Below are 22,484 nucleotides of genomic sequence, written 5' to 3'. Positions count from 1 at the left end.
AAAAGCGCTGCAAAGTTCTTCCGCTCCCGATTAATCATCATCCATTTTTAATACAGCCATAAATGCTTCTTGTGGAACTTCTACTGATCCTACCATTTTCATACGTTTTTTACCTTCTTTTTGTTTTTCCAAAAGCTTACGTTTCCGTGAGATGTCTCCACCATAACATTTTGACAGCACATTTTTACGTAATGCTTTGATAGTAGATCTGGCGGCAATTTTATTTCCAATCGCGGCTTGAATCGGAACCTCAAAGTGTTGTCTGGGAATAATGTCTTTCAGCTTGTCAACAATTTGTTTTCCCCGATGATGTGCAAAATCCCGATGGACAATAAATGAGAGTGCATCAATTTTCTCCGAGTTAAGCAATATATCCATCTTTACAAGGTTTGACGGTCGATAACCGATTAATTCATAATCAAATGAAGCATACCCTTTTGTCGACGATTTTAATTGATCGAAGAAGTCATAAACAATTTCAGATAATGGTATATGATAGACCACATTTACACGGATATCATCCAAGTATTCCATATCCACGAACTGTCCGCGTTTCTTCTGTGATAATTCCATCACAGCCCCAACGTAGTCGTTGGGAACCATAATAGTAGCTTTTACATATGGTTCTCTTACTTCATTGACGACTTGTTGTCCAGGCATAAAAGATGGATTATCTACTTGAACTATTTCTCCATCCGTTTTTTCTACTTCATAAATAACACTTGGTGCCGTTGTAATAAGATCAATGTTAAATTCCCGTTCAATCCGTTCCTGGATAATTTCCATATGCAGTAAACCTAAGAATCCACATCGGAAACCGAATCCTAATGCCTGTGACGTTTCCGCCTCGTATTGTAGTGCTGAATCATTTAGCTCCAGCCGTTCGAGCGCTTCTCTTAAATCATTATAGTCATTTGAATCAATCGGGAATAATCCGCAAAAGACCATCGGATTGGATGGGCGATAGCCTGCTAGTGCTTCGGTTGCAGGATTCTCAACATGTGTAATGGTGTCCCCTACCTGTGTATCACCGACTTTTTTAATCGAAGCGGTAATATAGCCAACATCACCAACAACTAATTCATCCATGCTCGTTGCACTTGGTGTAAATACACCGACATCATTTACTTCGAATTCTTTCCCATTTGCCATCATTTTAATCTTATCGCCAACCTTCAATGACCCTTCTTTAATACAAACATAAGCGATCACGCCGCGATAAGAGTCATATAACGAATCAAAAATGAGTGCTTTCAATGGAGCATCTGCCTCTCCAGCTGGCGGTGGAATTGCCTCGACAATGCGTTCCATAATCTCATCAATACCAATATTTGACTTCGCTGAAGCAAGAATAACTTCATCACGATCTATACCGATCACGTCTTCCAGTTCTTTAATCACACGTTCCGAATCAGCATTGGGTAGATCTATTTTATTAATTACCGGAATAATCTCCAATTCATTATCCATTGCAAGATAGACGTTTGCTAATGTTTGTGCTTCAATGCCTTGTGCCGCGTCAACGACTAAAATGGCGCCTTCACAAGCAGCAAGACTTCTGGAAACTTCATATGTAAAATCAACGTGTCCAGGGGTATCGATCAAATGAAATATGAATTCTTCTCCACTTTTACTTTGGTAATGGAGTTGGACAGCATTTAATTTAATAGTAATGCCACGTTCTCTTTCCAGATCCATGGAATCAAGTAATTGCTCTTTCATTTCGCGTTGGGATAACGCTTTTGTGTTTTCTAAAATTCGATCAGCTAACGTAGACTTTCCATGGTCAATATGAGCGATAATCGAAAAATTACGTACATTTCTCTGTTTTTTCACCATCAGTGATGTTCACTCCTACATGTCCTTTACCTTATTGATAAAAGATTAAAATTTCAGGTGGCAATAACTAGGTTGATTATAGCAACTGAACTGCTTATATTCAAGGACAAAGGCGTAAGGGCTTTTTGCGATGTGTCCTTTTCATTTATTGAAAAAATAAATCATTATCTTAGTAAAGGGGCATTTGTCTTAATAATTGAATCCGATTGCCCCGCCATGCCGTCTACACTTCGCTTTCCAGGGGCGGCTGAACTTAAGTACAGGTTATTGCTATAGTGAATGCGTAAAGCCATGAGTTTCGCAATTCCAACATCGACATGAATAATAAAAAATAGGATCCTCACCATACCTGTGGGACCCTGCAAATTGGAAAACTCGGCATTCGCCAAGTCTTTAGGCATATGCCTTAGTTGCTTAAAAAAACAAGGATGAAATCTGATAAAGGATTTCTACGACAACTTCATAAAATCCTTTTACCGCAGTCTCGAGGAAAGAGGCTGTTTTTACAGTAAAATGTTCCGGTTCATTCATTTCCTCCGCCCGAAGTTTTTCGATCTTCTCCATTTCTTCCAGTTCTGTAGTTGCGGCCGTGGTTTCTAAGTTATCCTGTTGATCATCAGAGGTTTTCAGCGATGATAATGCTTCATTCTTTTCAGCACCTTCGCCACGATCCATCCCATAAAGCGTTCCAGACAGAAAAAATACAGCAAGCAGTAAAACAACAATAAAAGAACGTATCAATGGAAACACCTCCTAATCATCAGCATCCACTTTTTCAGCATCCCAGTAGAATTCACTAAATACTTCTCCAAGCGCATCCGCGGAACGGTATAATTCATCTAAATTATTATCTACGCCGCCAATTTCAAACAACAAACCATTATCGGTTAAATCCTGATTAAAAACACCGTTGGTTCCGGCACCTTTTTTGGGATAAACCCCTCTGCTAAGTCCTGGGTATTCCTCTTCCAGCAAATAATGTAAATCTGCTGCCAGTTCTAAGTTTTTTTCATAGTCGTCATATTCTTCCCCTACTACAATCATAATTCTCGCATAATCCTTCCCGTCAATTTCCTTCGTCGTTTTATCTCGGGAAATGGAATCGCGATGCAGATCAAATGCATATTGAATTTCTTGATTGGTTGCCAGTGCTTCTTCCACCACACCCCTGGAAGCTTTGTAGGACTGACCGTAACCCCATCCTTTTTCATTAAGCAAATTCATGATATCCGTGTGATCCACATTTGTTCCGACACCATTTGCTTTTAATGTTTTAGCTAGTCGATCACTTACCTTTGTAATATTGACTTCCTTGTGATGTGCTTCATCCGGATCTGTCACACCAGGTAAATGTGGCAGGAAGGATTCCCTGCTGTGGGAATTGTAAATAAACACGACATCACGATCCCCTGTTGTGGGCGTATCTTTTTTTTCTTCCTTTGCTTTATCCTTTTCTTTTTCCGCTTCAGCCTCGTCTTCCGGATCTTCCTTTTCGACAACCGCTTCACGATCCTTTAACACGTCCTCGAGCGGTGGTGAAGATTCAACAGGCAAATTTGTATAATCCGTACCTTCCCCAGCAATCAGCATATGACTGTCAAAGTTGGAGAAACCCGGCAATTCATTGCCCAAAAGACTCCGCGGATCATTTGGTTTCAGGCTTGTCGCTATTTGAAAAATCGTCGTAGTCAGTTTCGGTAAATGCTTATCTTGCGGGAAAGCCTGTTTAAATGCTCTATTTTCCATCCCTATTAAATAAAAAAAAGTAGAGCTCTCTATATCACTTGTCCACTTTGTAATGGCTTGTGATGAGAAGCGATAGGCCGGTTTCACTGTCGTCAATAGACCAATGGAAACAAATAAGACGACGATACTAATAAGATAGATACCGCTTCTCTTGTAAAAAGGATTGACTTGTCTATTCCGGTTATGCTTTTTTCCTAAAAGCATGGTTTCACCCTTCCTGAAGTCATGATTAACACTACTTAATAGAATCTATGACATCACTTCAGGAACTAGAACACATTTTTAATCAGGAAAAATTCGATAGAGCCTTACAACACTTTATCTTGTATAGGACGCGAAATTATCTATGTCCACTTTATCGTGAAGCGCTGCATTAACACCACTGGCGATCACATGCGCCATATCTATCATAAAGCCATCGACTTCCTTTGGCGTCACCATTAAATTGTGGCCAATCGGGGTTAAAACTTCGGTAATTAACTTCCTTTTTTCTTCTTCTGATAGACTCCCAACAATTCCCATAAATGTTTTTCGTTGTGCTTCGTCCGGTATATCCGATTCATCAAACTTTTTGTTACCGAAAGATAAACTCGCTGGAGCAAGTGCTTTGGATGGATTATCCTTTTCCTTCCACTCCCTGCCAAAATGCTTTAACACGAAATCGATCGTATCACTCGCAATGGTTACAGCATCAACAACTGTCGGTACACCAATCGCGATAACCGGGATCCCCAGCGTTTCTTTACTTAACTCTTTTCGCTTATTTCCAACCCCGGAGCCTGGATGGATACCGGAATCCGATAATTGAATCGTTTCATTTACCCGTTCAATCGAACGCGAAGCAAGCGCATCGACAGCAATAATGAAGTCAGGATTGAATTGCTCCACAATACCAAATATAATATCGCTTGTTTCAATCCCGGTTACGCCCATGACACCAGGTGTAACAGCACCTACCGGTCGATAGCCATCTGCCACGGTTTCATGCTCCAGACGAAATAAATGACTCGTCACCAGAATCTTTTCCGCCGTCATCGGTCCGAGTGCATCTGGCGTTACATTCCAGTTCCCAAGCCCAACGATTAATCCCGTACTATTGGCAAGTATATTATTTTTTATCAACAATTGTTCCAGTTCTTTTGCCAAAATTTTCGCGGCCGCTTCCTGTCGATCCGTATCTTGTTTTTTCACACCATCCGCATAAATTGTCACATAGGATCCAGCTTTTTTATCGAGTAATTCAGCACCTTCTTCATCAATGTCCACATAGGATATCTGAATACCGTTTTCTTGTTTATCCTTTGTCGTCACACCTTTGATCGTTCCTGCTTGATCTGCTTTCTCTTCTGTTTCCACATACATATCCTTTGCTTCAATCGCTAAATCCGTTCTAACCTGCAACACCCTGTTATCTTCTTTCATATCAGGCACAACCTTTCGATTATCATTTAGTCATAGCGTTCACAATTTGCATAAAAACATACAATTTCATCCGTATATTAATGGTAGCTACTTGAAATAATGGCTGCGCTTTGGTAAAATGTTGCTTGTTCCCTAATATAATGAAACGTTATATGTTGAGGAGGTGAAATAATGGCTAATATTAAATCTGCCATCAAACGTGTTGATACAAATGAAAAGAAACGTCAACATAATCAACCATATAAAGCTGAAATGCGTACTGAAATTAAACATGTTGAAAAATTTATTGCAGCTAATGATGTTGAAAGCGCGAAAGCAGCCTTCAATAAAGCAACGAAGAAAATTGACAAAGCTGTTCAAAAAGGACTTGTCCATCAAAACAACGGTAACCGTCAAAAAGCTCGTTTAGCAAAATTAATTAAAGAACATAGTGCGTAATAAAAAAACGATCCGGTAAATTCGGATCGCTTTTTTTATTTCAACTCAACCAAATCATACAATAACAGTTCAAAGGCCAGTCCTTTCTCCATGCCACCTTGTTTCATCGTGGCATCTGCATCGGTTAACCTACTCATAATGGTCTCCAGTTTTTTTACTGAAAATTGCTTCTCCCTCGTTAATGCAATCTTAATGACGTAAGGATGTGCTGCCAGCTGTTTCTGCATCTGCGACTGACTATAGCCTTTTAATTTTAAAAGCTTCACCCGTAAAATCATCCGAAATTGATAAGCTAACAATCCGATTAAAGCAATCGGCTCTTCCTTCATTTTTTCCAGATCTTTAAAGATAGCAATCGCTTTATGTAAATTACGATCAATTACAGCGTCGACAAGTCTCAATGATGAACTGTTGGATGTATGTGCAACTAAATCCTCCGCAATCTCCTTTGTCACCGTCCCACCTTCACCAACATATAACGCAAGCTTTGTCAATTCGCTCTCCATTAGCTGTAGGTTGGTGGCTAGCTCTGTTTCAAAAATTTCAAACGCGCTATCCGCAATCGTAATTTTCAACTCATCTGCAAGGCTTTTAATCCACTTTGTTAATTCATAATCTTTTACTGGGTTACAAATGGCAACCTTCGCATGTTTTTTAAGCACTTTGCTTATCTTTTTTCGTTCATCAATTTTATCATAGGACGCAATGATAACAAGCGTGGAATAGTCAACCGGCATACTGACATATTGTTCCAGTACTGCTATATCATGCTCAAATGGAAGACTGTCCGGTCTCGCTTTTAAAAAGCTCGGATTGGTGGCAATAATTAACTTTCGCTCACCAAAGAAAGGATAGGTCTCCACATCTGTGACAACTTCCTGGATTGGTGTTTCCTCTAAATCATATGTCGATAAATTCTCTTTGTCGCCTGATAATATTTGCTTTGAAATTTGCTCCCGCAATTGTTGTATAAAATAAGATTCCGTTCCATAAATTAAGTATACTGGCGCTATCTGTTTCTTTTTAACTTGCTGCATAACTTCCATATACGACATATTCCCCACCCCATTCCTGTATATAAAACAATGGTATGACGGAATTTATGGAATAGCAAGGAATAGTTAGAGGGAAATTTTAAAAGGTGGGTGATTTCCCTCTAACATCTATATAAACATTCCACTTACAGCCCTAGAAACTGCAAATGAAACGATATTGGCCTTACGTATAGATTTTCCCAGCTTAACAAAAGTATAGCTGTTAAGTCTTTCTAAAAATGGAGAAGTTAAAACGATTTGCACGCAAGAGTAGATTTTTTTTACGTTTTAATTTATACTATGGTTGATATAGGAGGGGTAAATGTGAACGAATTTGAAAAAGATGTACAATCTAAAGGTAATGATGTTGTTGATTCCATTAAAGGATTTGGTTTCTCATTTGTTTTCTTCATCTTAATTTTTGCTATTGGTGTTATTATGAGCGTTATTGCGCAATAACATCAGCGTAGCTTTGATGCTTGCAATATTTAACATAATCATGAAACGTATAACAAAGAGGCTGCTGTCAGTCTCTTTTTATATGCCGTTACTTCTTTCGTATACTATGGCACAAACTTATAAAATGTTCCTTCGTCATGGTTAAATCGATATTGTACAGCGCCATCCTCATCCGTTCGCAAGATGGTAACAGCGGCTGTATCTAATGTCCCAATTACTTCTGGGGTCGGGTGCCCATACATATTATTTTCTCCGGCAGAGATTAAAGCAAAAGCAGGTTTAATATGTTCAACAAAGGATGGATCTGTTGATGTGTTACTCCCATGGTGAGCCACTTTAAGCACATCCACAGACAAATGTGGGAACGTCTCGATCAGATCCTTTTCCTCGTTGAGACTAACATCCCCAGTGAACAACCAAGACTTCCCACCGATCGCTGTATACAATATGAGCGAGTTCTCATTTTCCGTTGCCCGTTTTTCCATCGGGGAAAGCACCTGAAACTGCTGTCCACCAACTTCAATTTGTTCGCCAAACGCCGCGCGTTCAACCTTGACATTGTTCTCTTGCCAGTCGAACGCCTCCTGATCCGATATCTCATAATAATCGCTTATAATAATTTGCGCTACCTTCAACTCATTTACCATAAAAGGGACACTGCCAATATGGTCCAGATCTTCATGTGACAAAAAGATCGCATCTATTTTATTAATCCCGCGCGAGTACAAATAAGGTTTAATGACCTGTTTATACACAACATCCGTTGGCTCCATATCTTGAAAAGAAAACCTTGCCCCCGCATCCATAAAAATCACTCCTTTACGGTACGGCAACTCAATCACAAACGCATCCCCCTGCCCCATATCCAGCATTGTAACCGTTCCTGTTGGCGATAAATAAGGGCGAATGGCCAGACAAATGATTAATATGCTAAACGCGCAACCATATTTAAATGCATGCAGTAATTTTTCCTTTTGCAGTAAAGACATAAACACAAAAAACAGCACATAATAAATGATCGCAGCTCCAATTGGAAAGGATCCGATAATCATCGGATAATCAGCCACACCGTCGATTGATTCAATCAGGGAAATAACGGTATCGTTTATCGGTACAAACAGACGATCAAACAGACGTGTAATCATCACTGGGAAAACAATCGTGATTAGCATCAGAATAAACATAAAAGGAATAACGAACAGTGAAAAATAGGGAACGATGATAAAATTTAATAAAATGGAAAGTGGTTGAAATATTGAGAAATAAGCAATTTGTAGTGGCACGATCATCATCTGTGAAACAAAGCTTATTTTCAGGACTTGTATCAAGGGGGGCTTTGTAGTGGAGAACCACTTTCGTGAAAGAATAAGCCCAAAGGTTACGATAAAGGATAATTGAAAACCGATGTGGTATACGATATATTTGTCAAAGAGTATCAATAATAAAAATACAATACTTAACGTATCTGTCACGCTTAAATTCATTCTCGTTTTGTTTAAAATAATGAACATCAACACCATCGTACTTGCCCGCCATACAGAAGGTTCACCCCCAGCGATTAATGCATAAAACGGCAGAAAGAAAATCATCACCCATTGTGCCTTTTCCTTCGTAAACAGGTTCAGCTTAATCAATATGAAATACATTAACGCAACAATTAAACCAACATGTAGTCCGGAGATAGCCAAAATATGTGATAAGCTCCACTTTTGAAATAGCTCCACCGTATTATCATCGATTAATGAATCATCTCCCAACACTAGCGCATTGAGCCATGCAGCAGTTTCTTTACTGATGCTTTTTTCTACACGTGCGATTAGAGCTGTCCGACTTTTATAAATCCGATGTAAGAAGGAGGAACCAGTACAAGTGATATCATCAAGAGAATCTACAATTAATTGATGGGTAATTCCTTTCGTCAATAAGAAATGGCGATAATCAAATTGCCCAGGATTTGTATGCTTTTCCGGAAGTTCGGGCTGTCCTGCTATTACACAAGATGCACCATATTTCAGGCTAGGATTTATTTCTAAGGCGTTCTGTGGGGCTTCTTCATCTGGAAAGTAAACTACCAATAGCTTACTTTTTGATTGTTCGTCCGCAAATACGAAGTCGAGTTTTTGTTCGGTAGAATCAATCGGGCTAACAATTTCACCCGCTATTTGAGATGAGGTAAATGTCTGTGTATGTGAATCGTCTGCCGTAATAGATGGAATGTGGAGTGAAAAAAGGAGGAAACAGGTTAAGGAAATGAAGAGTGGTACTTTCCCTAACCGGTCATCATAATACAAATAAAATAGCCATAAGAAGAATCCGGCCACAAACCAATAGCTATCAAACAGGATAGTGAGCATACTCATAGTTGCAGCAATTGCCGCAAAATGCCAATACCCTTTCATGGAATGATCACCTTGCTTTTTATTTTATTTGGAGAAGAGATGTTGCGCTTCCAGTTTTAATTGCTCAAGTTCTGTTTCATTATTGGTTGTTATTTCAAGTTTTTCCAGCAGATGTTGAACGAGATCCGCTTTTTCTCGGTAATTAGCATCTACTGCCAAATAATCTAATTCTACTTTCTTTGTTTTAACACCAGCTTCTTCAAACAATTCAATCGCATAGGGATGATTTTTGTAATCCTCTGCATAAAAAACGGTCACAATCCCACTTTGAATCAGCTGCTTACAGCATTGCAGGCAAGGAAAATGTGTCACATAAATATCTGCATTCTCCGTTGGAACGCCGAATTTCGCACATTGCAATAAAGCATTTGCCTCCGCATGCACGGTTCTTACACAGTGACCATCGATCACATAACAGCCTTCATCAATGCAATGCACACTACCTGAGACACTGCCGTTATAACCACCAGCAATGATTCGCTTGTCCCTAACAATGGTTGCACCTACCATTAAACGCTCACAAGTACTTCTTAATGCTAATAAATGGCTTTGCGCCATAAAATATTGATCCCAGGATATTCTTTCCATGTATACAATCCCCTTTTATGCTTTCTTTTTATCGCAGGTTAACGAGCGGGCCATTCGAGACATAGCCCCTTGAAAATAAGTAACGATATTACCAATTGTACTTTCGCTGCTATTATTCGTCAATAAGCTATGGTACTTGAATATAATCCTTTATATTTTCAAGCGTTTTTTCACCTATCCCGGAAATTTCAAGCAAATCTTCAACCGTTTTAAATAAACCATGTTCTTCCCGATGTTGAATAATTGACTGTGCTTTGGATGGGCCTATACCGTTTAAGGATTCAATTTCCTCCTGTGTTGCGTAATTAATCTTCACCTTTCCGCTGCCGTCCGCTGTTTCACCTGAAGCCTGTTCCGCTACTTCCCCTTCCTTCGGGATCATAATAATCATTTCGTCCTGAACCCTTTGCGCAAGATTAACCTGTGTCTGATCCGCATCCTTCGTAAATCCTCCGGCTGTATCGATGACATCATTCACACGGGAATCGACATCCATTTCATACACACCAGGCTGCTTTACCTGTCCTTTTACATCTACAACCGCTATCGTATTATCAGTAGGCTGCGCTTCAGACTCAGCCTCCACTGGTGTTGAAAGGACTGCATTTAAATCTGTGCTACTATGATTTGGATCATCCTCTTTTGTAAAATATAAAAACAGTACAACGGCAATGGCGATAATAATAAAAAAAGAAGTTTTTTTGAGTATGGCTAACATGACGGGATCGCATCCTTCGTGGCATTTTAGTAGTAGAGCCGGAGAATGATACAGGGAGGATAAAATCATTCTATACGTTTATTTCGACATGTTTTATTAAAATCCTTCTTTTTTGTAAAAGTTTTTTTGAAAATATGGCGCAATCTGTCATGCTGAACGAACATCTTTGAATGTCGCGCATCGATCCCTGAAAGTTGAACGAAGCATCCAAAAACTTGAGCGTCATTCCTGAAAAGTTGATCCCCTCTAAAAGTTAACCAGAGCCCACCTAATCCCAAACAAAAAAAGACCGGAGTTTATTCCGATCTTTTTTCTGTAACAAAGAAGATTCTTTCTGCTTCTTCATCTATATTTTCCGCATCAAAAGAAAAATCTGCGTATACACGTATATTATCAAACCCTGCATCTTTTAGTAGTTGTTGATAAAAGGCGATGGAATAAGTCCGTTGTTGGTGGAACTCGGTAAACTTTTCATAATTCGTTCCATTCAAAGCAAAGAATGTTAAATCATGATACATCTCACCAGGATGGTCCCCCTCAGCGCAAAACCAAATATAAGATGCTTCATCTGTCACATCGGCGAAGGTTTGATTAATCAAATGTTCTTGGACATGAAATAAAGCATGGACATCAAAAATAAACAGTCCGCCCACCTTCAACGAACCTGCCACCCGCCCAAATACTGCCGCTAATTCATCTTCACTCACAATATAATTGATTACATCACAATAACTGACAGCTGCATCTAGATTCTCCAAGCCTTCTAGCTCTGTTAAATCCTGACAGAGCCACTGAATATCGAGCTTTTCTTCGTTTGCTTTCCGATCTGCATGCGCCAGCATATCTGCTGAATAATCCACTCCACGCATTGTATAGCCTGCTTTAGCCAACCGTTTGGTTATTTCTCCCGTTCCACATCCTAAATCTGCCACCTGTGTGATCTGTTTGCCCGATCGTCTGAACGCCTCTAAGGTGAATGCCACCCACGCGTCACATGGCGCATCAGCCATTAATTGGTCATACAATGATGCCATTTGTTTATAAGCCATTGGTTAACCTTCCTGACCAATGTCTAACGACACGCGGTCTGCGTCTCCCCATAGCCGTTCTAAGTTATAATAGCCGCGTTCCTCTTTATGGAATATATGACAAACAACGTCACCCGCATCAACTAAAATCCAACGCGCTTGCTCAAAGCCCTCAATTCGATTCACATTAATATCTTGTTCATCCATCACGTCTTTAATGGCTCGCGCGATAGCTTGCACTTGGCGTTCATTGCTCGCATGGCAAATAATAAAATAATCGGCGACCAATGAAACCTCATTCATATCGAGCGCGATAATATCCTCCGCCCGTTTATCATCGCATGCTGCTGCGATTTTATGAATTAATTCATTATTTTTTATCATGTGTGTTCCCTCCGTTATGTCTTGTTAGATCATTATAAGCATGAAATGTATCCGGGTAGATCGTTGCTTCCTGCTTCATCAAATAATCGATGTTATTACGCGAAACCATCCAACATGCCTTTACCAGATCCTGTTGAGCCATTTCTCTAACTTCATCAAGGCCCGGGAAGTTTCTACCTGGTTCAATATAATCTGCCAGGAATACAATCATTTCCAGCTTCCCCATGTTCGCCCTGCCTGTCGTATGATAGTAAATTGCCTCACGTATCTCTGGATCATTAATACCATATTCCCTATCAATTAGGATGGATCCAACCGGTCCATGCCATAGTTCATGATGATAATCAAGTAAATCTTTCGGCAAGAAACTTTCGGTAATCCAGCGTTTCATCTCATCTAAGGGGCGATATTTTGCATAATCATGAAAAATAGCCGCAAGCGCTACTTTCTCTATTGACCCTTCATAAGCATACCGCTGGGCAAGTTGTACTGCTGTTTCCGCAACGCGTAATGTATGTTCATATCGCGCTGTTGTTAAATGCGGCTTTACCAGTTTTTTCGCTTCCTCAACTTTCATATAACTGCCTCTCCTTAATGATGGCTTCTACTGCATCCGGAACGAGATATTTAACCGAAATCTGCTTCGCTAACCGGTTCCTGATCATCGTTGATGAAATATCGATCATCGGAATATCTACTTCTACAACCGGATACGTCGCATCCACTGTATAATTCGTTCGCTTCACGCCCACAAAGTTCACAAGCTGAATAAGCTCATCAATCCGTTTCCAATGGGGTAAATACTCCACCATATCCGCACCAATGATAAAATAAAATGCCACATCTTTATTGCTTGCGCGTAAAGCCTCCATCGTATTAATCGTGTATGACTTTCCTAAGCGTTCGACTTCAATCGTATTTATTCTAAAAAAAGGATTCCCTTTAATCGCACATTGAAGCATCGCAATACGGTCCGCAGCACCTGTGTTTGCATCGTTCTTATGTGGTGGTGTGTAAGATGGAATAAACCAGATTTCTTCTAAATCTAGATTAATCCGCACTTCCTCAGCAATCAACAAATGCCCCAAATGCGGCGGATCAAATGTCCCGCCTAAAATCCCTATACGTCTCATCTTCGTTCGATAACTCCTTTAAGGCAATTGCAGCTGCTTGTTTTCCTCGGATTCTTTGTACAATACAATATTATTACCAATAATTTGTACGACAATTGCGTCTGCGCCTTGAGATATTTCATCAGCAACCGTATGTTTGTCCTCCACACAGTTTTGTAAAATACTTATCTTTATTAATTCGCGTTTTTCCAAAGCCTCATCGATCTGTTCTACCATATTCTCGGTTACACCACTTTTACCGACTTGAAAAATTGGTTTGAGTGGATTTGCTTTCGCTCTTAAAAATCTTTTCTGTTTTCCTGTTAACATATTATCTTCCTTCCAAAGTAAGTTGTAATTCATCATCCATATTGTCAATGGGAACCTTGATATTGGTCCATATCTCAAAGGCATACTGTGCTTGATATAGAAGCATCGTATGCCCAAAGTGAATGGAAGCACCCAGTTGTCTGGCATCCTGTAAAAGCTTTGTCACGAGCGGCTGGTAAACGATATCACTTACAATACTCGTCGGCTTCACATGCCCCAACTCCAAGATTGACTTGCCTACGTTCGGTTTCATTCCAACACTCGTCGTTTGAATGATCACGTCGTAATCTCCCATGCGTTCAGCCGCTTCTTGTAGGGAAAGAATATTTGTTACCGTTGATTCGCTGCCTAACCCGGCTATTTCAACCGCTTTTTCTTTCGTACGGTTTGCAATATCAATCGCAGTAAAGCCGGTATGGTCAAGCGCAGAATAAATCCCCCGCGCTGCCCCACCAGCACCAATCAGCAAAATACGTTGCGAAAGGTGCTGAAGCAAGTCAGGAAGTTTACTTTCCAGTGAACGGACATATCCCACTCCATCCGTATTATAGCCGACCCATTTGCCATTTTCATTTGTTACAGTATTGACCGCACCTATTTTCTTTGCAAGCGGGTCTATCTCATCTAGAAGCGGCATTATTTTTTGCTTATAGGGGACAGTGACGTTAAATCCGTCTATCTTTTCCTCCATAAGCTGCTTCACTTGTTGCTCAAAATCAGCCTCCAGATCAATTTCACGAATCGTATATGTTCCTTGAAGACCGGCCTTTCGTAAAAAGCGCTCATGTATCCACGGTGATAGTGAATGTTTAATCGGATAGCCAATTAATGCAAAACGATAATCCATCATTTCCCCTCCTAAAGCAGCGACTTTCTAACGGATGTAGCGACACCTTTCGGACTATGTGCGACAACAGTTACATCCTCCCCAGATAAACTTACCCATCCTAATCCAGGAAAAACAATGTCCGTTTTTTCACCAGTAATACGATATGCTCCTTCCGTTAATGCCGGTAAAGTTTCCAATGTTTTCTCTGTTGGTGGTGCTAAAAGTTCCCCAAGGTGATTCTCATAAAGCGCATCCGCATTTTCCAATTTTGTACGATGGATCGGTAGCTCATTTGCAAAATAACAAACAAATGACTGTCGATCCCCTTTAATAAAATCAAGTCTGGCCAATCCACCAAAGAATAGGGTTTGTCCATGATTCAACTGGTATGTTCTTGCTTTAACTTCTTTGTTCGGCGTAATCACTTTCAAGTCCTTTTCAGATAAGTAATGCGCCATTTGCTGTTTGTTGACAATCCCAGGTGTATCGATAATAAACGTGTGATCATCAATCGGGATTTCTATAAAGCCAAGTGTCGTTCCTGGAAAGTAGGATGTTGTAATCACATCACCAATTCCGTTTGTCTGTTTAATTAAACGATTAATAAACGTTGATTTACCAACATTCGTTGTTCCGGTAATATAAACATCCTGATTATCCCGCAAGATTTCTATTTGTTCTGTTAGCTCTTCCATACCGTGTCCTCTGGCCGCAGATATCAAAAAGACATCCTTCACCTTAACACCAGCTTCTTTTGCGGTAGTTCTCAACCACTGACTTAATTTATTTTTATTAGTAGATTTTGGCAACAAATCCACTTTATTCCCAACCAAAATAATTGGATTATCACCAATAATTCTCGGCAGACTTTTTATAAAACTACCATTCACATCAAAAATATCTATAACAAGTACGACCAAGCCCTTTTTACTCCGAATCGTACTTACCATTTTCAAAAAGTCATCATCCGTAATTGAGACGTCCTGTATTTCATTATAATGCTTTAAACGAAAGCACCGTTGACATAGTATATCTTCCTTCGCTAAGGAAGACGTTGGTGTGTAACCCGGCGCATCTGGTTCCGATGTTTGAATCTCGGCACCGCACCCCTGACAATAAATTGTTTCCAAGCTTATTCCTCCCAGCTTATCTTTCCTTTTTTACGAAAGTAATTTAAAATTCTTCGTTCAATCGACCGATTTATTCTTGTGATTTTTGCATCTGACTGCACAATCGGTACAACAAGAATTGTATGAAGTCCCGCACGATTGCCACCCAATACATCTGTTAACAACTGATCACCAATCACAGCAATCTCTTCCTTATTCAAATCCATTGCCTTTGCAGCGGCCCTGAACGCATGTCCCAATGGCTTTTTAGCATGGGAAACGAATGGTGTCTCTAACGGGTCAGAGAACACTTTAACCCGTTCCTCATTATTATTTGAGATGATCGTTACTTTAATATCATGTTCCTTCATCAGATTAAACCATTGAATAACCTCTTGTGTTGCTTCCTTTACATCCCAGGCAACCAACGTATTATCCAAATCGGTAATAATGCCTTTAATTCCCTGTTCTTTCAAGATATCAGGTTGTATTTCAAAGACGCTTTTTACATGTTCATTCGGTAAGAAATTCTTTAACACATTATACACCTCATTAAGACCTTTCCAAAATCATAAATTTGTACAAAACTGCACGATAGTCTAATCCTATAATAACTGAAGCCATTATGGAAGTGAAATTTACTTCCCACAAAATATTAATGATATGATCATACCACGTAGAATTATGTATAAATTCAATAATTTTTGCAATAATCGTTCGACAAATTCCGTCATTCCTCGCAATGTGGATAACTTTATGCACATTCGCTTTGCCTTTGCTATCCCTTTTATAGGAGCTCTTTTTCGATTATTCACAAGTTATCTACAAGCTGATGTAGATAACTTGTCCCTTGTCCTGTACCGCGAAACATGGTAAATTATTAATAGCTTAATTGAGAAGTAAACTAAAAAAATTAGGAGTGCTATTTTTATGGAGCATTTGTCGGATGAATTGCTGTTAGAATCATACCATACCGCAAGTGAACTGAAGTTAAGTCCTGACTTCCTATTATTAATGGAAGAGGAAATCCATCGAAGATGTCTATCACATAAAATTGAAGGTTTCAGATCCTGTTAATACACAATCAGAAAAATAATTTTACGCTATCCCTATTATAATATCAAATAATAGGGATTTTTTCTGCTTATATCTCTGCTCAGATACACGTAATTATTTTTACCGGACAGACACGAAACATGCTTCTCTTACATAAGGATGTGTTATAGGCAAATGCCCAAGGGAACCATTTGACTAAGTCTGCATCTATAAACGCTTCCAGGGAGGTGTATGTATTTGTCCGGAATTTTAAGTGCGCTCGCTATACTCATCAAAGAAGCTCTCTTCTTCGTTTCCTATGTAAAGAATCATGCCTTTCCCCAACCTTTACCACCAGACGAAGAAGCGAAATGTATCCAGGAAATGAACGATGGAAATGAAGCCGCTAGGAATAAACTGATTGAACATAATTTGCGGCTCGTTGCACATATTGTGAAGAAGTTTGAAAATACCGGAGAGGATATGGAGGATTTGATTTCCATCGGCACAATAGGCTTGATTAAAGGTGTTGAAAGCTTCTCCGTCGGTAAAGGAACCAAGCTTGCAACCTATGCAGCAAGATGTATTGAAAACGAAATACTCATGCATTTACGAGCACTAAAAAAGGTCAAAAAGGATGTGTCCTTGCAGGATCCAATTGGCCAGGATAAAGAAGGCAATGAAATCAGCCTGATTGATGTTTTAGAAGCGGAGAATGAAAATATTCTCGAATTTATCCAGTTAAACATGGAAATAGAAAAAATGCAGAAATACTTTTCCATACTGGATAATCGCGAACGTGAGGTCATTGTTTATCGCTATGGTTTAAATGATTATAAAGAAATGACACAAAGAGAAATTGCTAAAAAGTTAAATATCTCCCGAAGCTATGTCTCCAGGATTGAAAAACGTGCTTTAATGAAAGTATTCCATGAATATTATCGTAAGGAACGCCTTAACTAACAAAAGGAGCACGAATGGTTTTAATCATTCGTGCTCCTTTCCTCTTATAATGCTTTTAGCATGGCTATGATCAATTGTGCAGCATTTCGTGCTGCTTTATCCAGAAACTGGTCAAACGACACAGAAGACTGCTTACCAGCAATATCTGATAGTGCTCGAATTACAACAAATGGCTTATCATATTGATAACAAACTTGAGCGACCGCTGCCGCTTCCATTTCAGCCGCAATCATGGCGGGGAATTTGTCTTTTACAAACGCAACATGATCCGGTTTATCCATAAAGGAGTCTCCTGTCGCAATAATTCCCTCTTGATACTGTACATCCAAACCTTTAATCGCTGAAATCGCCGCCGTTATTAGTTCGGTATCTGCACTGTACATGGCTGGTAGCCCTGGAACCTGTCCATAAGCATAATCAAACCCAGTCACATCCACATCATGATGCACAACCTCCGTAGAGATGACGATATCGCCAACTTCTAAACGATCAGCAAAGCCACCAGCCGAACCAGTATTAATCACATGTGTTGGTGAAAACCGTTCATGCATAATCGTTGTTGCCATCGCTGCATTCACTTTTCCAATCCCAGACTTTAACAACACAACCTGCTTTTCAGCTAAATTTCCTGTTACAAATAAACAATTAGCAATCGTTATTTCTTCTTTTTCCGTCATATTTTCTAAAAGGAGCGCTACTTCCTCGTCCATTGCCCCTATGATTCCTAAAGTCATGTTATGCCTCCATTATCAAACTTATTAATAGTCCAGTGATTTTAGTTTCTCAACCTTTGTTGGCTGCCAACCTTCCCCATCATTCCAGGAAAGGAATACACGATAACTTTCTGTTTTATCGGCATTTGTCACGGTTGAAACTACTTTCTGGTCTCCATCATTACCAACCCATATGGTCACAATACTGCTTTCATCTAATCCAGTAGCCACTGCAGTCGCCTTTTGTATTTCAATTCGGTCCTGTGAGCCATTTTCATAGTTTGTTGTATGGTCACCTTCCTGCTCTGTTCCAACCGCTTTCCAATCAGCTGTGTATGCTTCAGAAACGTTGTCATCAGAAGGCTCTGCTTCCTCTTTCTCTACTTTATCTTCGTCGTCCTTCTCTTTGTCTTCGTCTTTGTCCTCATTCTTATCTTCATCATCCTGCTTTTCTTTATCCTCATCTTCATTCTTATCAGATGAATCTTCGTCCCCTTTAGTTACTTCATCCCCAGAATCATCTTCATCCTTACTATCATCATTTATCGAAACGTCTGATGATGATTCTGTTTTATTTTGATCTTCAGATGTTTGATCATCCTTATCCTCTCCCCCACTAAAAAACCAAATACAGAGTAATAATATAATTAGGATGCCGCCTAGTATAAGTAAAAGAGAAAGAGATTTAGTTGTTTTTCTACGCTTTTCAAACTTGTTTAATCGTGAATGTTTATTGCTCACCGTATATTCCCTCCTATGTTTACTCTATTATAATATCATATTTCAAGGAAAAAATAATATGTTAACCCAATTACAAATATATTACTAGTGTCTAACTGCTAATTCTGCTGATATGAGCTGAAAGTTAAATTATGTACATCACGCTCTACATTAAATAATAAACAACCACCGTTCCTATCGCCATAAAAGGGGCCATTGGTAAATCTTTTATCTTAATTCTTTCCGGAAAGACTTTACCAAGAATCAAAAGCGGGATCCCTATTATAACAGCACTCATATAGGTGAAGAAATAAACGTCCAAACCAACATTCATATCAAAGTTTGTAACCAGATGAGATATTAGAAAATATAACATACCGGGAAAAGTAACCCAATTATAAATGAGTCTTTTTCTTAGGTCTGTGTAAGTTTATTTACTTCGTCTTCTTCAGCAACTTCGATTATCTTTTTCAACGCTTGATACCTAAAATCAAAAGTATCTTTCAAACATCTAACTGTGCTAATCTCATATTATGTATTTCCTTCACCACTTCGAATTCGATTTCTAGAGACTTAAGATAACCTTTTATTTCAACCATTATGGATATCTTAATATCTCTTTTATTTCTTTCACTCGGGTATCCAGTCCATTTTTAAAGTACTTCAACCAAATTTCTTTTATTTCTGCATCACTTTTATTCGTCAAATCACAATCATTTCGAAGCAAATCCAGTGTCGCTTTAATATCCCTTTCAGCTTCCAGGCTGGTCATCGCTTTTAATACACGGTGCTGCAAATTAGTTGTAAATGGTTGAATCACTGGATTATTACGGTTCTCATATATCACATCAAAATCTTCTCTGTACTCGTAACGATCTTTAAATTGCTTATACTGAATTAAGTTTGTAACAGGGCCAAAATTTATAGATGTTTCTATATCTTCATCAGTGAAATAACCTTTTTGATTTATATTTTCATAAAAAGAATGAGACTCATGCCATAATGCTATCATTTCTTTTTGCAACCTGATCATTTCTTCCAAAATGGTTAAAGATCGACTATAAATGGTTTGTAATTTTGGCTCTAAAACATTCGCTTCCACAACACCTTCCAAATAATCGCGTATGTCCTCCCAGACTGTAAAATCTAATTCAGCTCTGGTCTTTATTTTTTCTTCCATAATACCATTGCTTATCCCGTAATAAATATGAGGTTTAAATGCTTGCAGGGCCTCTTTTTTATTATTAATATCTGGTGAAAGAACGGCATATCCTTTTTCATCGGAAGAAAATTTACCTTCGTAAATTGCTAAATAGAAGGCGTGACCATTCACAATATAGGCATCTAGGTTCACTGAGATACTCTCCAACCATTTTTACATTTTTCCCATTTTTAATAATTTTTGGGGATCTATTTTTTGCATTATTATCACCCTATAACACAATATTTTTAATGCTGATTATTATTTTCTGGAATAGGAAGCTCAAATTTCACTTCTTCTTTAGTTGCTTCCGCCTCATAGGTTAGATAAATAGTATCTTCATCGAAAAATGTCCTACTCATATACACAAGATCATCAGTCATTTCTTCACCAGGATCAAGTTCTTCATCACCCTTTTTATAAAATTCAATGAGTGATGATTCACTGGTAAGCTCTCCTAAAAGCTGTGCAGAGAGTTTATCATTTGGTACCAGCCGATCCTCCCCTGTATTTTTCAATGTTACATTTATAACAGCAAATCTACGGTCTTCATGTGGCTGGGAATTAAAATCTTCCATTGAGTATCCGTCAATTTCATCAGTAGTTAATTCAAAATCATTTACAGTAACTTCATAAGAAAAACCGTACGAGCTGCTGGTTATTTGCGCAGTCTCTCCAATTTGATAGACATCCTTTTTCTCTTCGCCATCATCATTGTCTATGTTTTCATCTTCAGAATCATTATCCTCTGTTACTTGATCATCGTCTGTATCTGCTTCGTTGGAAGTATCATCATTACTGCAGCCAGCAATAAAAATACCTGCTAATAAAATCATTAATAGTTTTTTCATTTTATATTCCTCCCTGATTAATACGAATACACCTTAGATTTTTTTATGGTATAGGTTTTTCCAGAATTATTGGCTATAATTTCGTTAATTCTGGAATAAATAGTTCAATATCTCCTTCTACAATTCCTTTTATAAATGAAGGACTTTTATCCAATTCCACATCTGTATCCAATCTGATTTGCAGTTCGCAAACGCCTTATTTTTTTGTTGTTGTAATCTTTATCTTATTAGTATAAATATCGTTGAAAAATTCATCACTCATAAACATATTTTTCATTTTCTCAATTTCTTTCTTGTCATCATCAAGCTTAAAATCATCAAAGGTCACGGTCGACAAGAGATTGGGTACTCATCAATCCGTAGTGTTAAATTCAGATTAAATCACTCAGAACCAAGACAGATACCTTAATCCAAATCACTTTCTTCTAGTTCCCATCTTGCAGCCTGGATAATTTGATCTTGTTTCGTACCAATCTCAAAGTAATATTTGCCGTCTTTACTTTCATTTTCATCCCTCACTATAAATACTACATCTCCAGTTATGGATTCGCCTGGTTCAATCTCACCCTCTAATAAATCCACACTAATATCATCTGCATCAAATAATACATCATTAATCGTTGTCACATAAGTATCCTTTGAGCCACTTAGAGAAGGGTCAAATATATTTTTTCCATTAAAGTTGTGTTCACCTATATTTTCCACGGTTAAATTTGCAACCGCATATGCTTTAGCATTATTAACTTTTGACGGATCAAGACCAATATCAGCGTCTTTATCAATTGAATTTATGGTCACTTTATATTTATCATCCGCATCCTCGACATAGCCATTTTCCTCCATTGTAAGTCCATCTTGATGTCCTGTTGGTATATCACTATTTTGTTCATTCTCTTCCTCTTCAGAGTTTTCACCATCTTCTTCTTGCACATTATTTTTCTCTTGGTTATTGTTTTTTGACGCATCATTCGTATTTTTCTCTGAGCAACCACTCATTAAAAAAATACAAACAAGGAGCAAATATACAATTTTCTTTAGTTGACACATAAATAACCATCCTTCTTTCTTTTTTTGGTAATAAGATTATCAACAGTTGCTCCTACCCCATTAGATTTCCCAGTCATTTAGAAAAAGTAAAAGTTCGGACCAACGTAAGTATTTCTTTTGCAAAAGTTGTAGGTTATGTTGAAATAGCTTTGACTCAAAAACATTAGGTCCATTGGTTCAAGGTTTGATTCTTAGAAGTATATTTCATTCATTTTTTCCAGTTTTTGTTTCATAGTTAGGTCAAAACTATTAACCGTCACTTCATATGGAAAGTTATACATTATTTATTATTTCTGTCGTTTTGCCTATTTGATATACATCTTTCTTTTCATTGTCTTGTCTATATTATTAATCGAGCGATACACATCTGTCTTCAATTCTTTCGAAGTTAGGTATATTTTCCATTTCATAATCATTATTTATAACAAAATGATGTTGCCCGTCACTATCATTTGTCTTCCAAAAACTTATAAAGTTTCCGGTGAATCCATCGTTGTCATTAATATTGAATGCTTCACA

25 protein-coding genes are annotated in these 22,484 nt (G+C 38.4%); 4 read left to right on the top strand and 21 right to left on the bottom strand.

All coding sequences use genetic code 11. The annotated features are described in order from the left end of the window. Positions 1-30: 30 nt before the first annotated feature. From lepA to gpr, 4 genes are all read right to left on the bottom strand, one after another. Positions 31-1,839 (bottom strand): translation elongation factor 4, encoded by a 1,809-nt coding sequence (lepA, locus tag JOC34_RS01325; protein WP_205134907.1) that lies wholly within the window; start codon positions 1,837-1,839, stop codon positions 31-33. A gap of 414 nt (positions 1,840-2,253) precedes the next feature. Continuing rightward, entirely contained in the window at positions 2,254-2,580 is a 327-nt protein-coding gene (locus JOC34_RS01320; protein WP_205134906.1) for a hypothetical protein, read from the bottom strand. A 12-nt stretch (positions 2,581-2,592) separates the two neighbouring features. Further along, positions 2,593-3,789 (bottom strand): stage II sporulation protein P, encoded by a 1,197-nt coding sequence (gene spoIIP / locus JOC34_RS01315; protein ID WP_205134905.1) that lies wholly within the window; start codon positions 3,787-3,789, stop codon positions 2,593-2,595. 114 nt (positions 3,790-3,903) lie between these two features. Then, complete coding sequence (gpr, locus tag JOC34_RS01310; protein WP_205134904.1) at positions 3,904-5,007, bottom strand: GPR endopeptidase; 1,104 nt, start codon at positions 5,005-5,007, stop codon at positions 3,904-3,906. A 171-nt stretch (positions 5,008-5,178) separates the two neighbouring features. On the opposite strand from gpr, the gene rpsT reads away from it, so the two are divergent. Next, a complete protein-coding gene (rpsT, locus tag JOC34_RS01305) occupies positions 5,179-5,445 on the top strand; it encodes a 30S ribosomal protein S20 (protein ID WP_205134903.1) in 267 nt (88 codons plus the stop codon). A gap of 35 nt (positions 5,446-5,480) precedes the next feature. On the opposite strand, the gene holA is transcribed toward rpsT, so the two are convergent. Then, a complete protein-coding gene (holA, locus tag JOC34_RS01300; protein ID WP_205134902.1) occupies positions 5,481-6,500 on the bottom strand; it encodes a DNA polymerase III subunit delta in 1,020 nt (339 codons plus the stop codon). 303 nt (positions 6,501-6,803) lie between these two features. On the opposite strand from holA, the gene JOC34_RS01295 reads away from it, so the two are divergent. After that, a complete protein-coding gene (locus JOC34_RS01295; RefSeq protein ID WP_205134901.1) occupies positions 6,804-6,938 on the top strand; it encodes a YqzM family protein in 135 nt (44 codons plus the stop codon). A 104-nt stretch (positions 6,939-7,042) separates the two neighbouring features. Here the strand turns inward: JOC34_RS01295 and JOC34_RS01290 are convergent, their stop codons facing one another. The 11 genes from JOC34_RS01290 to JOC34_RS01240 all read right to left on the bottom strand — a co-directional run bounded on the left by JOC34_RS01290 (position 7,043) and on the right by JOC34_RS01240 (position 15,974). Next, positions 7,043-9,337: a DNA internalization-related competence protein ComEC/Rec2 gene (locus JOC34_RS01290; protein ID WP_205134900.1), complete on the bottom strand. Its 2,295-nt coding sequence runs from the start codon at positions 9,335-9,337 to the stop codon at positions 7,043-7,045. 24 nt (positions 9,338-9,361) lie between these two features. Continuing rightward, the gene (locus JOC34_RS01285) at positions 9,362-9,925 is read right to left on the bottom strand and encodes a ComE operon protein 2 (protein WP_205134899.1); all 564 of its coding nucleotides are present in this window, start codon (positions 9,923-9,925) and stop codon (positions 9,362-9,364) included. A gap of 127 nt (positions 9,926-10,052) precedes the next feature. Continuing rightward, positions 10,053-10,643: a helix-hairpin-helix domain-containing protein gene (locus tag JOC34_RS01280; RefSeq protein WP_205134898.1), complete on the bottom strand. Its 591-nt coding sequence runs from the start codon at positions 10,641-10,643 to the stop codon at positions 10,053-10,055. 296 nt (positions 10,644-10,939) lie between these two features. Continuing rightward, the gene (locus tag JOC34_RS01275) at positions 10,940-11,692 is read right to left on the bottom strand and encodes a class I SAM-dependent DNA methyltransferase (RefSeq protein WP_205134897.1); all 753 of its coding nucleotides are present in this window, start codon (positions 11,690-11,692) and stop codon (positions 10,940-10,942) included. A 3-nt stretch (positions 11,693-11,695) separates the two neighbouring features. Further along, positions 11,696-12,052, bottom strand: coding sequence for a ribosome silencing factor (gene rsfS, locus JOC34_RS01270; protein WP_205135899.1), 357 nt, complete (start codon positions 12,050-12,052; stop codon positions 11,696-11,698). Beyond that, entirely contained in the window at positions 12,042-12,632 is a 591-nt protein-coding gene (yqeK, locus tag JOC34_RS01265) for a bis(5'-nucleosyl)-tetraphosphatase (symmetrical) YqeK (RefSeq protein ID WP_205134896.1), read from the bottom strand. The genes rsfS and yqeK overlap by 11 nt, the downstream gene beginning before the upstream one ends. After that, a complete protein-coding gene (locus JOC34_RS01260; protein ID WP_205134895.1) occupies positions 12,622-13,188 on the bottom strand; it encodes a nicotinate-nucleotide adenylyltransferase in 567 nt (188 codons plus the stop codon). The genes yqeK and JOC34_RS01260 overlap by 11 nt, the downstream gene beginning before the upstream one ends. 18 nt (positions 13,189-13,206) lie before the next feature. Beyond that, entirely contained in the window at positions 13,207-13,497 is a 291-nt protein-coding gene (yhbY, locus tag JOC34_RS01255; RefSeq protein WP_205134894.1) for a ribosome assembly RNA-binding protein YhbY, read from the bottom strand. Position 13,498: 1 nt separating this feature from the next. Then, a complete protein-coding gene (gene aroE / locus JOC34_RS01250; RefSeq protein WP_205134893.1) occupies positions 13,499-14,344 on the bottom strand; it encodes a shikimate dehydrogenase in 846 nt (281 codons plus the stop codon). A gap of 11 nt (positions 14,345-14,355) precedes the next feature. Then, positions 14,356-15,456 (bottom strand): ribosome biogenesis GTPase YqeH, encoded by a 1,101-nt coding sequence (gene yqeH, locus JOC34_RS01245; RefSeq protein WP_205134892.1) that lies wholly within the window; start codon positions 15,454-15,456, stop codon positions 14,356-14,358. A 2-nt stretch (positions 15,457-15,458) separates the two neighbouring features. Beyond that, complete coding sequence (locus JOC34_RS01240) at positions 15,459-15,974, bottom strand: YqeG family HAD IIIA-type phosphatase (RefSeq protein ID WP_205134891.1); 516 nt, start codon at positions 15,972-15,974, stop codon at positions 15,459-15,461. Positions 15,975-16,365: 391 nt separating this feature from the next. On the opposite strand from JOC34_RS01240, the gene sda reads away from it, so the two are divergent. Then, positions 16,366-16,512 (top strand): sporulation histidine kinase inhibitor Sda, encoded by a 147-nt coding sequence (gene sda, locus JOC34_RS01235; protein ID WP_205134890.1) that lies wholly within the window; start codon positions 16,366-16,368, stop codon positions 16,510-16,512. A 216-nt stretch (positions 16,513-16,728) separates the two neighbouring features. Next, positions 16,729-17,433 carry an RNA polymerase sporulation sigma factor SigK gene (gene sigK / locus JOC34_RS01230; RefSeq protein ID WP_205134889.1) on the top strand — a complete coding sequence of 235 codons (705 nt, stop codon included), beginning with the start codon at positions 16,729-16,731 and terminating at the stop codon, positions 17,431-17,433. A 44-nt stretch (positions 17,434-17,477) separates the two neighbouring features. Here the strand turns inward: sigK and mtnN are convergent, their stop codons facing one another. The 5 genes from mtnN to JOC34_RS01205 all read right to left on the bottom strand — a co-directional run bounded on the left by mtnN (position 17,478) and on the right by JOC34_RS01205 (position 21,965). Then, on the bottom strand, positions 17,478-18,167 hold the full coding sequence (gene mtnN, locus JOC34_RS01225) for a 5'-methylthioadenosine/S-adenosylhomocysteine nucleosidase (RefSeq protein WP_205134888.1): 690 nt from the start codon (positions 18,165-18,167) through the stop codon (positions 17,478-17,480). 24 nt (positions 18,168-18,191) lie between these two features. After that, positions 18,192-18,887 carry a DUF1510 family protein gene (locus JOC34_RS22085; protein WP_205134887.1) on the bottom strand — a complete coding sequence of 232 codons (696 nt, stop codon included), beginning with the start codon at positions 18,885-18,887 and terminating at the stop codon, positions 18,192-18,194. A 577-nt stretch (positions 18,888-19,464) separates the two neighbouring features. Then, the gene (locus JOC34_RS01215; protein WP_205134886.1) at positions 19,465-20,220 is read right to left on the bottom strand and encodes a hypothetical protein; all 756 of its coding nucleotides are present in this window, start codon (positions 20,218-20,220) and stop codon (positions 19,465-19,467) included. 95 nt (positions 20,221-20,315) lie between these two features. Then, entirely contained in the window at positions 20,316-20,918 is a 603-nt protein-coding gene (locus JOC34_RS01210) for a DUF4352 domain-containing protein (RefSeq protein ID WP_205134885.1), read from the bottom strand. A 405-nt stretch (positions 20,919-21,323) separates the two neighbouring features. Next, complete coding sequence (locus JOC34_RS01205; RefSeq protein WP_205134884.1) at positions 21,324-21,965, bottom strand: DUF4352 domain-containing protein; 642 nt, start codon at positions 21,963-21,965, stop codon at positions 21,324-21,326. Between the last annotated feature and the right edge of the window lie 519 nt (positions 21,966-22,484).

The sequence above is a fragment of the Virgibacillus halotolerans genome, from assembly GCF_016908515.1.
GTDB lineage: Bacteria > Bacillota > Bacilli > Bacillales > Amphibacillaceae > Virgibacillus_M > Virgibacillus_M halotolerans.
The sequence above is the reverse complement of the archived record's forward strand: the minus strand, read 5'-3'. Positions and strand labels throughout refer to the sequence as shown.

Coding starts and splice junctions, on each gene's coding strand:
- JOC34_RS01210 (WP_205134885.1), bottom strand. CDS start 20,918: ATGAAAAAACTATTAATGATTTTATTAGCAGGTATTTTTATTGCTGGC.
- JOC34_RS01275 (WP_205134897.1), bottom strand. CDS start 11,692: ATGGCTTATAAACAAATGGCATCATTGTATGACCAATTAATGGCTGAT.
- JOC34_RS01280 (WP_205134898.1), bottom strand. CDS start 10,643: ATGTTAGCCATACTCAAAAAAACTTCTTTTTTTATTATTATCGCCATT.
- JOC34_RS01260 (WP_205134895.1), bottom strand. CDS start 13,188: ATGAGACGTATAGGGATTTTAGGCGGGACATTTGATCCGCCGCATTTG.
- yhbY (WP_205134894.1), bottom strand. CDS start 13,497: ATGTTAACAGGAAAACAGAAAAGATTTTTAAGAGCGAAAGCAAATCCA.
- JOC34_RS01205 (WP_205134884.1), bottom strand. CDS start 21,965: ATGTGTCAACTAAAGAAAATTGTATATTTGCTCCTTGTTTGTATTTTT.
- yqeK (WP_205134896.1), bottom strand. CDS start 12,632: ATGAAAGTTGAGGAAGCGAAAAAACTGGTAAAGCCGCATTTAACAACA.
- spoIIP (WP_205134905.1), bottom strand. CDS start 3,789: ATGCTTTTAGGAAAAAAGCATAACCGGAATAGACAAGTCAATCCTTTT.
- gpr (WP_205134904.1), bottom strand. CDS start 5,007: ATGAAAGAAGATAACAGGGTGTTGCAGGTTAGAACGGATTTAGCGATT.
- sda (WP_205134890.1), top strand. CDS start 16,366: ATGGAGCATTTGTCGGATGAATTGCTGTTAGAATCATACCATACCGCA.
- JOC34_RS01290 (WP_205134900.1), bottom strand. CDS start 9,337: ATGAAAGGGTATTGGCATTTTGCGGCAATTGCTGCAACTATGAGTATG.
- JOC34_RS01285 (WP_205134899.1), bottom strand. CDS start 9,925: ATGGAAAGAATATCCTGGGATCAATATTTTATGGCGCAAAGCCATTTA.
- rpsT (WP_205134903.1), top strand. CDS start 5,179: ATGGCTAATATTAAATCTGCCATCAAACGTGTTGATACAAATGAAAAG.
- lepA (WP_205134907.1), bottom strand. CDS start 1,839: ATGGTGAAAAAACAGAGAAATGTACGTAATTTTTCGATTATCGCTCAT.
- holA (WP_205134902.1), bottom strand. CDS start 6,500: ATGTCGTATATGGAAGTTATGCAGCAAGTTAAAAAGAAACAGATAGCG.
- aroE (WP_205134893.1), bottom strand. CDS start 14,344: ATGGATTATCGTTTTGCATTAATTGGCTATCCGATTAAACATTCACTA.
- mtnN (WP_205134888.1), bottom strand. CDS start 18,167: ATGACTTTAGGAATCATAGGGGCAATGGACGAGGAAGTAGCGCTCCTT.